Genomic DNA, 11,749 nt, shown 5'->3' on the forward strand with positions numbered 1-11,749 from the left:
AGGATTGCAAGTCAAAATCCGGACCTTGTTCCGGCGATCAGAGTGGGCGCTCCCAGACCTGCTCGACCAAGGCCTGGCCGTAGTTCCGGATCGGTGTCGAACGCGTGCAGGCAAAGCCGTTCCGGGCATAGAGCGCACAGGCCGCGCGGTGGCTTTCATGGGTGCCGAGAACAATCTGGCGATAGCCATGCCCGCGTGCGAAGCCCATGCAGGTCTCGAGCAGGCGTCGGCCTTGGCCAGTGCCGCGCGCCTCCGGTTCCAGCAGAAACAGGCGCAGCCGCGCGGTGCGGTCGTCCTCGCGAACGCAGAAGATGCTGCCGAGCCGACGCGCCCCGTCGCGCAGGATCCAGCCGCGCTCGCACGTGGGGTCGTGAGCCGTCTCGAAATCCCGCAGAACCGCATCGACCACGACCGGGAAGCTGGCATCGAAGCCGTTCTCGGCGGCGTAGAGGCGGCCATGGGCCTCGACCAGCCAGTCATGATCGGCGCTGGTATAGGGGGTGATCTCGGGCAGGGTCATGGCAGTCATGGCGCCACGGTTCCACCGCGCGGCTTGCAAATCAAGCCCGCCGGGGCTACCTCGCAGGGATGCCGCGCGGGGTTGCGCGGCCAGACGAGGACGAGGCCATGGGTATCAACACCGAACGCGACATCGAAGCCAACCTGCAGATCGGTCCGACGGATCAGGCCATGGTCCGGATCTTCGTGGCCGCGGGAGACGCCGAGATCCCGATGGATTTCGAACCCGAAGAGGCCGAGGAAATCGCAGAAGAGATCCGCGCCGCCGCCGCCGCCGCGCGCAAGATGAAGGGCCGCCGCTAAGGCCTTGAAATGCAGCCGGCCTAGCCGATCCGGCCATCCAGCATCGCGCCGGGATCGCGCAACGCCTGCAGCCGGCGTGCCGCGTGGATCGCGAAACGCCGGGTGAGCGCGTTGCGTCGGGCGCCCGCGAGCTTGCTCTCGGGGCCCATGCGCAGGATTTCCGCGTCGTAGGCATCGGCGATGATCAGCCCGGTGCCCTCGGGCAGCAGATCGGTCGGAAACGCCTCGTCCACCGCCCAGAAATAGCGGTCGCACCAGTCGAGATAGCCCTGCCACTTGCCGTCCGACATGAAATCGGCGCGGCTGCTCTTGCACTCGATCACCCAGATCTCGCCCTTCGGTCCCAGCGCCATCACGTCGACGCGCTTGCCGCGCTCGGGCACGAACTCTTCGACCACGGCGAAGTTATGCGCCCCCGAGAGGTGACGGCACACGCCGCGCGCCAGAAGCTGGCCGGGCATCAGGACGGGATCGGACTGAAGGGTCATGGCGCAAGTATGAACAATCCGTGAACAAACGCAAGCATCTGCCCCGTCACTCTTCCTTGAGCGCTGGAAGCCCCTAACTTCTTACAAATGTGCTTACGGGAGACCCGCGTATGAGTGACGAGAGGATGAGCGACGAGACGGGGATGCCCCGCCATCAGGCGCGGCGCGTGCGCCATGCCCGCGAATTGCAGGACCACCTGAACTGGCTCGACACGTTTTCGGGCACCGCGCTCGGCGTGCTGGCGGTGGCGTCCGGGATCTACACCTATCTCGGCGTGTCCTCGCTGCTCGACGACAACGGCGCGATGACGGTGTTTGCCGCCATCGCTTACTCCGTCGCCGTCTCGGTCGGGATCTTCGTGTTCTGGTCCTACCTGATGCGACTGTTCCCGGCGGTGCGCACGGCGCGGGCGCGGATCGGCCTGCTGGGCGCGATGGGGCTCGGCAGCCTCGCCATCGTGGCCATGTCCTCGTGGCTCAATGCCGCGGCGCTGGCGGGCTCGGCAGCCATCGAGCAGCATCTCGCCAAGACCGTGCAGGATTACCAGTCCTCGCTCGAGCGCACCCATGAGATCGCGCTTTCGGCGCAGGCGCTGGAGCGTGACGTGTCGCGGGTGCGCCAGAGCTTCGAGGACCTCTCCGAGCAGGAGGCGCAGGGCACGCTTTCGGGGCTTGCCGGGCGCGGTGCGGTGTTCCGGGTGCTGCGGCAGAAGGCGGCGGAGCTCTCGGCGCTCGAAACCCAGATCGCGGGTCAGACGCCGCTGGTGCAATCCGCCTTTACCGAAGGCAACACCATCCTGTCGCAGATGCGGGCGCTGACGGTCGAACCCGGCCCGGTCGAGGCGCGCTCGGTCGAATTCTCCGAGGCGGCGGTGCAGCTGCAGGGGCTGATCGCGCAGCTGCGGCAGCTCTCGGTGGCACCGCTGGTGGAGCGCGCGGCGCAGGATCTCTCGGCGTCCGTGGTGCTGCCAGAGCTCGACGGCAGCACCGAGGAAATCCGCGGCAACCAGACCGCCACCATCGACTCGGTGCTCGAGGCGCTGGCCAGCCGGGCGGCGACGCTGGAACAGGCGGCGCGCGAGGTCATGGCGATGACGCCCGCGGCGGAGGTGACCTACACGCCGGTCTCGGCGGCGGATGCGGTGATCCTCTACGCCCGCAACTTCGTGCCCTCCTGGGCCGGGGCCATCGCCATCGACCTGTTGCCGGCGGTGCTGGTGCTGATCCTCGCCGTGACGCAGGCGGCGATCCGCGAGAACCGCGAGGATGCCGCCATCGAGGACACCATGACGCTCAGCGAGCTGCGCTCGGCGCTCTCGGCGCTGCGCGACGTGGAAACCGACATGTCGCGGATGCCTGAGGTGCGCGACCGGGCAGGGGATCCGCCCGGCGATCTGCCCGAGAGCACCGCACGGCCGATCTCGCCCGCGGTGGAGGAGGCTGAGTCGCCAGACCCATCGCCCACTCGTCGCGAAGCGGATGTGGCGCGGCTCAAGGGCGCGGGCAGCTGATGCGCGGGCTGACGGTCGGGCGGGTGCTGACCGGCATCCTCGCCTTCCAGATCACCATCGGCGCCTTCCTCGTTCTGGGCGACATGCGCGCCAACGGCTTTCGCCTGCCCAGCATGACCCCCGCGGCGCCGCGCTTGTCCGAGCCGGTGCGCCCGGGCGATCAGCGCCGGGTCTTCGATCCGTCGCGTCAGCGTCCACCGCTCGACCCGGCGCGCGATGCCGGTGAGTTGCCCGAGCGGCTCACGCTGACGGAGACCGGCACCGGCGGGGAATGGCGGCTCGAGGGGGCCATCGCGCCGGGCGATGGCGCGCGCGTGATCGGGCTGATCGAGGCGGCCGATCCGGCGGTCGAGACGCTGGTTCTGCAAAGCCCCGGCGGCTCGGTGGGCGATGCGCTCGAGCTTGGCCGGCACCTGCGCGAGGCCGGTATCGGGACGCGGATGTTGCGGGGCGAAATCTGCTATTCGGCCTGCCCCTATCTTCTTGCGGGCGGTGCGCGCCGCGACATCGAGGAGGGCGCCTCGGTGGGCGTGCACCAGCACTACTTCGGCAAGAGCACCATTCTCCCGGCCTTCGTGGCGGTCGAGGACATCCAGCGCGGGCAGGGCGAAGTGATGATCTATCTCGAGGAGATGGGCATCGACCCGCTGGTGATGAGCCACGCTCTGACCACGCCCTCGGACGAGATCTACCTGCTGCTGCCGGAAGAGCTGGAGCGTTACAATTTCGTGACGGTCGAAGAAGGCTGAATTCGCAGCAAGCCCTTGCCGAACCGGCTGGTCGCGACTATCTCGCGCTCAGGCGGGTTCTGCCCTTCTCGTTCATGGTTGCATTCCGGTGGCCTTAAGCAATTCCGAGGGAGTTGGCTCTGTCCGGGCCCTGGTCCGGTTATCTGACGCCCACCTGTATATACAGGTCCTCGGGAATGAGATAACCCCACGGTTGGTGTGGTTCCCGCCGCTATCCCACAGCACTCACTTGATCGACAGGCGCGATGTGCCTGCGAGTCCGCTATCGGCGGAAGGGAAACCGGCCTGTGCCAAGTTCGGTTGGGCGCGTGTCGCCCACAAGGCCTGAAGGGCTTTTCCCTCAAAGCGTTGCGGCGCGATCCTCATGCTGTTCGGCGGGGCGATCTCAGGTCTTTTCGTCGTCCGACGACCGGTTGATCTCGGGGTCATTGTAGTCGTTGGGATCGTAATCCACGGGATCGTAGGCTTCTTCGTGCTCGGGGATCCCGGTGACATGCGTGGTGCCGGTTTCTTCGTTGTAGACCAGCCCGTAGCTGGCGCGGCCCTCGGTGCGGTATCTCAGATATTCGTGGATGCATGCGTAGAGGAAGGCCAGTGCGAAGGGCACGATGATCAGGAAGGCAATCGTCTGAGCTTGCAAGGAGGAGGTCCTCTTCGTTGTGATCGGTCGATTGTCGGCTGCGGTCGCCGCACCGTGCGGGCCGCGGCCGGCGGCATCCGAGGACGCGCGCACCGGCACCGTAGGATGAAACAACGTTACCAAACTGTCATTGTTCCTGTCTAAGCCCAAGGCCATATGGCCAGAACAGACAAAAGCGCCCCATGGGGCGCTTTTTCCGTCTCCGGATAACGGGACCGTGACGTTTAGGCTCAGTGACGGCGACGCGTCAGCTGGTTGCGGGGCGCCTGATCCACCGGCACGCGTACCGGCTGGTAGTCGAGCACCATGTCGCGCTTGCCACCGGACGGGGGCGTGCCGTTGTCCTGCATGCGCATCACCGAGATGGCGAACTGGACACCGGCAAAGACCAGCCCGTTGAACAGCCAGAGCAGGAAGACGGCCAGCAGGCCGGCCTCGGTATGGGTGACGAGATGGTAGAGATTCGCGACGTTCTGCCAGAGAAGGATGCCGACGAATACGGTCGACAGGCCGAAGCCGGCAAGGATCTGAAGGATGTACAGACGGATCAAACGGGGCATTGCGAAGTCTCCTTCCTCTTGAAGGCAAGGTATCTCACATCGGTCCGATGGCAAGCGCAAAGCGCCTCTCGAGACCGTTATATCTCTAATGTGGAATGCATTGGCCGGTTTTGCAAGCAGTGCGCCACCGGAGGGCAGGCTTGCGCTGCGGTGTCGGGATTCTTTTCGAAACATGCGACGGAAACTGGCCTTTGCATCGTGTTAGACCAGTTGAGCAGAACTCGAGACAATCGAACGAGAGGTTTCATGCACCGAGCTTGCGTCTATCGCCCGTCATGGCTTGCAGGATTTTCCATGGCGACAGTCATCTTGTCGTCTTGGGGAGGAGACAGCAGCGCACAACAGGCCGGAGGCGCCCAGGGGGGAGGGGCGACCGAGGTCGGGGTCATCACGTTGGAGCGCGAGCCGGTGCCCTTCACCACCACCGTGCCGGGCCGCGCCGTGGCCTACCAGCAGGTGGATATCCGGCCGCGGGTCGGGGGGATGATCTCGGAGATCGTCTACGAGTCGGGTCGCCCTGTCGCGGCGGGCGACGTGCTCTTTCGCATCGAGGACGACACCTACCGCGCCGATGTCGCCTCGGCGCAGGCCGCCGTCGATCTGGCGCAGGCCTCGGTCGATGCGGCGCAGGAGACGGTGACCCGCTACGAGAACCTGCTCGGTACCGGCGTCACCGCCGAAGATATGGCCACCGCGCGCGTCTCGCTCAAGCAGGCCGAGGCCGATCGCAGCTCGGCGCAGGCGGCTCTCGAGGTGGCGCGGCTCGATCTCGAACGCACCGAGATCACCTCGCCGATCTCGGGCTATGCCACGGTGCCGACCGTCTCGGTGGGGGCGCTGGTGACCGAGAACCAGACCGATGCGCTTACCACGGTCACGCGGCTCGATCCGATCTATGTCGACGTGGCCGAATCGAGCCGCCGCGTCGGAGAGATCCGCAACCGTTTCGACACCGGCTCGTTGCAGCGCGGCGACCGGCTCGAGATCAATCTCGAGCTCGAGACCGGCGACACCTATTCCGGTGAGGGCGAAATGGTGTCGCCCGGCACCACCGTCTCGACCACCACCGGCACCACCGAGATGCGCCTGCGCTTCGAGAATGCCGAGCGCCGCATCATGCCGGGCCAGTACCTGCGGGTCGACATCACGATCGGCACGATTCAGGCGGTGCTGGTGCCGCAGGGCGCCACCTCGCGCGCCTCGAACGGCGAGTTGACCGCCTTCGTGGCCGTGGACGGCCTTGCGGAGGAGCGTGTGCTCGAGGATCAGGGCAGCTACCGCAATGCCTGGGTGGTGACCGAGGGTGTCGAGGCCGGCGAGAGCCTGATCGTCGACGGGCTCAGCAACCTGCAGGACGGCGCGGCGGTGAGCACGCTGCCGGTGACGATCTCGGAGGACGGGGTCGTGACCGAGGTCCAGGACAGCGCGGACGAGGGCTGAGACAGTGGGAACCTTCTTTATTCGCCGCCCGGTCTTTGCCTGGGTGCTGGCGCTCATGACCATGCTCGCCGGAGCGTGGTCCTTCCTCTCCCTGCCGGTGTCGCAGTATCCCGATATCGCCCCCACCACCGTGCGCGTCTCGGCCAGCTATCCCGGCGCCACCGCCGAGGCGGTCGAGAACTCCGTCACCCGGGTGATCGAGGATTCGATGACCGGGCTCGAGGGCATGATCTACATGACCGCGCGCTCCTCCCAGGGCTCGGCCTCGTTGTCGCTGACCTTCGATGACAGCGTCGATCCGATCGATGCTCAGAACGAGGTGCAAACCAAAGTCAGCCAGGTCGAGAGCCAGCTGCCCTCGGCGGTGCAGAGCCAGGGTGTCAGCATCCGCCGCTCGACCTCGTCGATCCTGATGGTCGGTGCGCTGGTCTCGACCGATGGCGCGCATTCGACGCTCGAACTGGGCGACATCCTGAGCGAGACCGTCGAGGGGCCGATTCAGCGTACCGACGGCGTGGGCGGCATCAACGTCTTCGGCTCGGGCTATGCCATGCGCATCTGGCTCAAGCCGCTGGCGCTGGCGCGCTACCAGCTGACCCCGTCGGATGTGGTCGCGGCGGTGCAGAACCAGAACACCACCGTCTCGGTCGGCTCGCTGGGTGAGCAACCCACGGTCCAGGGCCAGCAATTCACCGCCACCATCACCGCGCAGAGCCAGCTTACCGGCGTCGAGCAGTTCGAGCGGATTCTGCTCAAGACCGAGGAGGATGGCGGCGCCGTACGGCTGGCCGACGTGGCCGATGTGGAGATCGGGCAGGAGAGCTACGGCGGCGACTCGCGCTTCAACGGACTCAACGCCGCGGGCTTCGGGGTCAACCTCGAGACCGGCGCCAATGCCGTCGACACCGCCAATGCGGTCAAGGCGACGATGGCGCGGCTCGAGAACACGCTGCCCGAGGGCGTCGCGTTCCGCATCTCCTACGACACCTCGCCCTTCGTCGAGCTGTCGATTGAACAGGTCTATCACACCCTGATCGAGGCGGTGGTGCTGGTCTTCCTCGTGCTGATCGTCTTCCTGCAAAGCTGGCGCGCCACGCTGATCCCGCTGATCGCGGTTCCTGTGGTGCTTTCGGGCACTTTCGCGGTGCTCTATGCCACCGGCTTCACCATCAACACGCTGACCATGTTCGCCATGGTGCTGGCCATCGGCCTTCTGGTCGACGATGCCATCGTGGTGGTCGAAAACGTCGAGCGCATCATGGACGAGGAGGGGCTTTCGGCCCGGGAGGCCACCAAGAAGAGCATGGGGCAGATCACCTCGGCACTTCTCGGCATCAACGTGGTGCTGGCGGCGGTGTTCCTGCCGATGGCGTTCTTCGGCGGCTCTACCGGTGTGATCTACCGGCAGTTCTCGATCACCATGGTGACGGCGATGACCCTGTCGCTTCTGGTGGCGATCATCCTGTCGCCGCCGATGTCTGCCAAGCTGCTGCGCCCGCGCGACGAGATGATCCGCTTCGCACCGGCGCGCTGGTTCAACCGCAGCCTCGACCGCGTCACTGACGCCTATGGCGGGGGCGTCAAGGCGAGTCTGCGCGCGCCTGCTGTGATGCTGGGGCTGCTGGCGCTGGTGCTGGGCGGCGCGTGGTGGGTCAACGAGCGGCTCGAGAGCTCGTTCATCCCGACCGAGGATCAGGGCGTCCTGATCACCATGGTGTCGCTCTCGGAAGGCGCGACCTCGCAGCAGACCCTGGAAACCGTCAAGGAGGTCGAGACCTATCTGCTTGAAGAGGAGGGCGAGGCGGTCGAGGCGACCTTCGCGGCGCTGGGCTTCGGCTTCGGCGGCAGCGGACAGAACAGCGCGATGGTCTTCGTGAAGCTGCGCGACTTCGAGGCGCGGCAGGACGATCCCGCGCTCTCTGCCGCCAATGTCTCGGCCCGCGCCAACGCGCGCTTTGCCGGGCACCGGGCGGGGCGGGTGATGATCATGCAGCCTCCCGCGATCCCGGGCCTCGGCAACACCGGCGGCTTCTCGATGTATCTCATCGACCAAGCCGGCAACGGCGCCGAGGCGCTCAAGACCGCGGCGGAGCAGCTGGTGGCGCTGGGCGAGGAGAACGCGCTGGTGACCAATGTTGATGCCCGCGGCACCGAGGAGGACAGCGCGCTGCGAATCGACATCGACCAGGAAAAGGCCGAGAGCTTCGGCGTCTCGCTGTCGGCGGTGAACAGCATGCTGTCGGTGATCTTCGCCGGCTCCGACGTGAACGATTTCGTCCTCGGCGCCTCGCTGCGCCCGGTGATCGTGCAGGCCGCGCCCGAGCACCGGATGCAGCCCGAGGACATCATGAAGTGGTACGCGATCAACGCCAGCGGAGAGATGGTGCCGTTTTCGGCCTTCATGACCACCGACTGGGAGCCCGTCGCACCGTCTCTGCAACGCTACGGCGGCACCGCGGCGCTGGAGATCTCCGGTTCGGCGGCGAACGGCGTCAGCTCCGGCGCGGCGATGGATGCGATGGAGGAGATGGTCGCCAGCCTTGATGGCGGCTACGGCAGCGCCTGGACCGGAATCAGCTACCAGGAGCGGCAGTCCGGCGATCAGGCGCCGTATCTCTACGCCATCTCGGCGCTGGTGATTTTCCTCGCCCTCGCGGCTCTCTACGAGAGCTGGTCGATTCCGTTCTCGGTGATGCTCGCTGTGCCGGTCGGGGTTCTTGGGGCGTTGCTTGCGGCCTGGGCCTTTGGCCAGTCCAACGATGTCTACTTCAAGGTAGGCATGTTGACGACCATCGGTCTGGCGGCGCGAAACGCCATCCTGATCGTCGAATTCGCCGAGGAATTGCGTCGCGAGGGCCGCTCGATCACCGAGGCCGCGGTCGAGGCGGCCCGCCTGCGCCTTAGGCCGATCCTGATGACCGCGCTGACCTTCATCCTCGGCGTGGTTCCGCTCGCAACCGCCAGCGGGGCAGGGGCAGCGGCGCAAAACGCCATCGGCACCGGGGTGATTGGTGGCATGATTGCCTCAACTTTCGTCGGGATTTTCTTGGTCCCTGCCTTTTATGCTTTAATCATGCAAATACTGTCGGCAACGCGTTCCAGAGTATCGAGCAGATGACCCCGAAAAAAACAGCCCTACTTTCCCTTACATTGGGACTCGCGGCCTGCACCGTCGGGCCCGAGTATCAAGCCCCCAGCGAAACCCTCGCCGTGGCCTTTGCCGAAGGCAGCGCCCAGCCGATCGGGCAGGCGGCCCAGCAGTACTGGTGGCGTGCCTTCAACGACAACATGCTGAACGAGCTGGTGCAGACCGGTCTCGACCAGACCTCGACATCCAGACCGCGGTCGCGCCGGTGGCGGAAGCACAGGCCGTGGCCCGGGCGACGGGCCTTCCGAGCCTGGTGAGCGGCAACCTCTCGGCGCAGAGAAGCGTTTCCGGCAATGAGATGATCGACAACACCGCGACCAACTCGGGGTCGTTCAACCCTGCGATCGTGCTCGACCTGTTTGGTGGCGAACGGCGCTCGCGCGAAGCGGCGCTGGTTTCGCTGCAATCGGCAGAGCTGAGCGTCGGCACCGCCCGGCTGGCCTACCTGTCGTCGCTGGTGACCAACTATATCGACATGCGCTACTTCCAGAACGCGCTCGCGATCAACCGTCAGACGATTGAGACCCGGCGCGAGACCCTGTCGCTGGTGCAGAGCCAGCGCGAGGCGGGGGCGGCCACCGCACTCGACGAGGCGCAGGCTCAGGCCAGCCTCGATGCCGACCTCGCGTCGCTGCCGGGGCTGGAGTCCGGGTTCTACTCGGCCACCTACGCCATCGCGACGCTTCTGGCGCAGCCGGTGCAGAGCATCGAGGACCGCCTCGAGCGTGGTGCCGCGCAGCCGCGTCCCGCTTCGGGCGCAGATGTCGGCGTACCTGCGGACCTGGTGCGCAACCGCCCCGACGTGCGCGCCGCCGAGCGCAACCTCGCCGCCGCCACCGCCGAGATCGGCATTGCCGAGGCGGCGCTTTACCCGTCGCTGACGCTGGGCGGCACGATCACCCGTACCGAGGGCTTCAACTCGTGGACCTTTGGCCCGTCGGTGGTTCTGCCGGTGCTGAACCAGCCGGCGCTGCGCGCCCAGCGTGACCAGCAGGCCGCGCAGGCCGAGCAGTCGGAGTTGCAGTGGCGTTCCTCGGTGCTTGACGCCGTGGAAGAGGTGCAAAGCGCCCAGACCAGCTATCTGCGCAACCGTCGCGCCGTGGCGGGCTACCAGCGCAGCGTCGCTTCGAACGAGCGCGTGGTCGAGTTGTCGCGCGAAACCTATCGCGGCGGCACCACGACCCTGCTCGACCTGCTGACCGTGCAGCGCGCGCTCTCGAGCGCACGCCTGACGCTGGCCTCGAGCGTGCGCGATCTCGCCACCAGCTGGGCGTCGCTTCAGGTGGCTGCCGGCAAGGGCTGGTCGGTTCCGACCGCCGCGTCGAGCGCCACGCCGACCGTCGCCGGCGACAGCTGAGCCGTACCGGCCCGCCCGTCGCAAGGCGGACGGGGAAGCTGAAAAACATTGGGCCGCGCCCGGGGATCCCGGACGCGGCCCTTTTCATGTGCGCTTCAGACGCGTGGGCGCTTAGAAGCGGTAGTTCAGGCCCACGGTCGCGGTGGTTGCGCCGATCTCGAGGTCGTCATCGTCAAAATCGCTGAACTCGTTGTACTTCACGTCGCCGCTGAGGGTGACGTTGTCGGCCACGTAGGTCTCGGCACCGACGCCCACGTAGTAGCCGTTGGAGTCGCCGGCATCGAGGCTGCCACCATCGGTCATGGCGCGGGCATAGCCGCCCTGGCCGTAGACCATGGTCGTGCCGAGGTCATAGCCGACGCGGCCACCGACACGCGCCATGCTCTCGAGGTCACCTGCCTCGCCGAGGTCGATATCGGCGCCTTCATATTCCACGCCGGCACCGGCGATCCAGTTGCCAAAATCGTGGTCGTAATAGGCGTTGAGGCCGTAGACCGCGCCGTCGGAGGTCTCGTCTTCGGGGCCGTCAGGATCGGCATAGCCGTAGCCCAGCTGAACACCGACCGAGGGACCGGTCCAGTCGCCGGTGACCGGCGACGCGACGGGGGCGACGGGCGCCACCGGCGCGGGCTCGACCGGGGTCTGATCGAGAGAACCCGCGAAGGCCGGGGTGGCGAGGAAGGGGACGAGGATGAGCGGTTTGAAGGTCATGTCTTCTGCTCCATTGCTTTTGTGTCTCGCGCCGTTCCGGGGGAGGTCCGGTGCGGCGACTGGGGACATAACCATGGGGCGGGCGATCCGCTCCACACGCACCGGTCACATGATTTTGCTGTTGCGGAACAGCGACGGATTTGCGGGTTTTTCGCCATGTTTGCAGGAACATGCCGGCGCGTGAGCGGCCTCCGGCAAGGATTGGCTCAACGCACGCAACGTCAACGGAACCTTTCCTTGCGGGGCGGTCCGACGCGGCCGGGGGCGGCGTTCCTCGCGTGTGGGGTCGCAGGTCGAAACGTCAAGCCGGGTGCGCGGGGCGC

General features: G+C 66.5%; 12 protein-coding genes. 7 read left to right on the forward strand and 5 right to left on the reverse strand.

Going from position 1 to position 11,749, the window contains the following annotated elements; all coding sequences use genetic code 11:
• Positions 1 to 37 precede the first annotated feature (37 nt).
• Entirely contained in the window at positions 38 to 529 is a 492-nt protein-coding gene (locus R2601_RS13260) for a GNAT family N-acetyltransferase (protein WP_007799184.1), read from the reverse strand.
• A gap of 98 nt (positions 530 to 627) precedes the next feature.
• On the opposite strand from R2601_RS13260, the gene R2601_RS13265 reads away from it, so the two are divergent.
• Entirely contained in the window at positions 628 to 822 is a 195-nt protein-coding gene (locus R2601_RS13265; protein ID WP_007799185.1) for a DUF6324 family protein, read from the forward strand.
• A 20-nt stretch (positions 823 to 842) separates the two neighbouring features.
• Here the strand turns inward: R2601_RS13265 and R2601_RS13270 are convergent, their stop codons facing one another.
• Positions 843 to 1,310, reverse strand: a complete 468-nt coding sequence (locus R2601_RS13270) for an MmcB family DNA repair protein (RefSeq protein ID WP_007799186.1) — start codon at positions 1,308 to 1,310, stop codon at positions 843 to 845.
• Positions 1,311 to 1,435: 125 nt separating this feature from the next.
• Between R2601_RS13270 and R2601_RS13275 the strand changes: the two genes are divergently transcribed.
• Together R2601_RS13275 and R2601_RS13280 are read left to right on the forward strand one after the other, a co-directional pair.
• Positions 1,436 to 2,821, forward strand: coding sequence for a hypothetical protein (locus R2601_RS13275; RefSeq protein WP_040544704.1), 1,386 nt, complete (start codon positions 1,436 to 1,438; stop codon positions 2,819 to 2,821).
• Positions 2,821 to 3,570, forward strand: coding sequence for a COG3904 family protein (locus R2601_RS13280; RefSeq protein ID WP_007799188.1), 750 nt, complete (start codon positions 2,821 to 2,823; stop codon positions 3,568 to 3,570). The genes R2601_RS13275 and R2601_RS13280 overlap by 1 nt, the downstream gene beginning before the upstream one ends.
• A gap of 385 nt (positions 3,571 to 3,955) precedes the next feature.
• Here R2601_RS13280 and R2601_RS13285 read toward each other — a convergent pair whose 3' ends face one another.
• Together R2601_RS13285 and R2601_RS13290 are read right to left on the reverse strand one after the other, a co-directional pair.
• On the reverse strand, positions 3,956 to 4,210 hold the full coding sequence (locus R2601_RS13285; RefSeq protein WP_007799193.1) for a hypothetical protein: 255 nt from the start codon (positions 4,208 to 4,210) through the stop codon (positions 3,956 to 3,958).
• 230 nt (positions 4,211 to 4,440) lie between these two features.
• Complete coding sequence (locus tag R2601_RS13290; RefSeq protein WP_007799195.1) at positions 4,441 to 4,770, reverse strand: hypothetical protein; 330 nt, start codon at positions 4,768 to 4,770, stop codon at positions 4,441 to 4,443.
• A 294-nt stretch (positions 4,771 to 5,064) separates the two neighbouring features.
• On the opposite strand from R2601_RS13290, the gene R2601_RS13295 reads away from it, so the two are divergent.
• Genes R2601_RS13295 through R2601_RS13305 form a run of 4 tightly spaced genes read left to right on the forward strand, consistent with a single transcriptional unit; the run spans position 5,065 to position 10,715 of the window.
• A complete protein-coding gene (locus R2601_RS13295; protein ID WP_083793932.1) occupies positions 5,065 to 6,210 on the forward strand; it encodes an efflux RND transporter periplasmic adaptor subunit in 1,146 nt (381 codons plus the stop codon).
• Positions 6,211 to 6,214: 4 nt separating this feature from the next.
• On the forward strand, positions 6,215 to 9,328 hold the full coding sequence (locus tag R2601_RS13300; protein ID WP_007799199.1) for an efflux RND transporter permease subunit: 3,114 nt from the start codon (positions 6,215 to 6,217) through the stop codon (positions 9,326 to 9,328).
• A complete protein-coding gene (locus R2601_RS27350; RefSeq protein WP_007799201.1) occupies positions 9,325 to 9,615 on the forward strand; it encodes a hypothetical protein in 291 nt (96 codons plus the stop codon). The genes R2601_RS13300 and R2601_RS27350 overlap by 4 nt, the downstream gene beginning before the upstream one ends.
• A complete protein-coding gene (locus R2601_RS13305; RefSeq protein WP_007799207.1) occupies positions 9,582 to 10,715 on the forward strand; it encodes an efflux transporter outer membrane subunit in 1,134 nt (377 codons plus the stop codon). Before R2601_RS27350 ends, R2601_RS13305 begins: the two co-directional genes overlap by 34 nt.
• Positions 10,716 to 10,826: 111 nt before the next feature.
• On the opposite strand, the gene R2601_RS13310 is transcribed toward R2601_RS13305, so the two are convergent.
• Complete coding sequence (locus tag R2601_RS13310; protein WP_007799208.1) at positions 10,827 to 11,426, reverse strand: outer membrane protein; 600 nt, start codon at positions 11,424 to 11,426, stop codon at positions 10,827 to 10,829.
• Positions 11,427 to 11,749 lie beyond the last annotated feature (323 nt).

Origin of the sequence: Salipiger bermudensis HTCC2601 (assembly GCF_000153725.1) — a bacterium.
In the GTDB taxonomy this organism is placed as follows: Bacteria; Pseudomonadota; Alphaproteobacteria; order Rhodobacterales; family Rhodobacteraceae; genus Salipiger; species Salipiger bermudensis.

Bases quoted from the DNA above. Each gene is read 5' to 3' on its own strand.
- R2601_RS13260 (WP_007799184.1), bottom strand. From the start codon at position 529: ATGACTGCCATGACCCTGCCCGAGATCACCCCCTATACCAGCGCCGAT.
- R2601_RS13265 (WP_007799185.1), top strand. From the start codon at position 628: ATGGGTATCAACACCGAACGCGACATCGAAGCCAACCTGCAGATCGGT.
- R2601_RS13270 (WP_007799186.1), bottom strand. From the start codon at position 1,310: ATGACCCTTCAGTCCGATCCCGTCCTGATGCCCGGCCAGCTTCTGGCG.
- R2601_RS13275 (WP_040544704.1), top strand. From the start codon at position 1,436: ATGAGCGACGAGACGGGGATGCCCCGCCATCAGGCGCGGCGCGTGCGC.
- R2601_RS13280 (WP_007799188.1), top strand. From the start codon at position 2,821: ATGCGCGGGCTGACGGTCGGGCGGGTGCTGACCGGCATCCTCGCCTTC.
- R2601_RS13290 (WP_007799195.1), bottom strand. From the start codon at position 4,770: ATGCCCCGTTTGATCCGTCTGTACATCCTTCAGATCCTTGCCGGCTTC.
- R2601_RS13295 (WP_083793932.1), top strand. From the start codon at position 5,065: ATGGCGACAGTCATCTTGTCGTCTTGGGGAGGAGACAGCAGCGCACAA.
- R2601_RS27350 (WP_007799201.1), top strand. From the start codon at position 9,325: ATGACCCCGAAAAAAACAGCCCTACTTTCCCTTACATTGGGACTCGCG.
- R2601_RS13310 (WP_007799208.1), bottom strand. From the start codon at position 11,426: ATGACCTTCAAACCGCTCATCCTCGTCCCCTTCCTCGCCACCCCGGCC.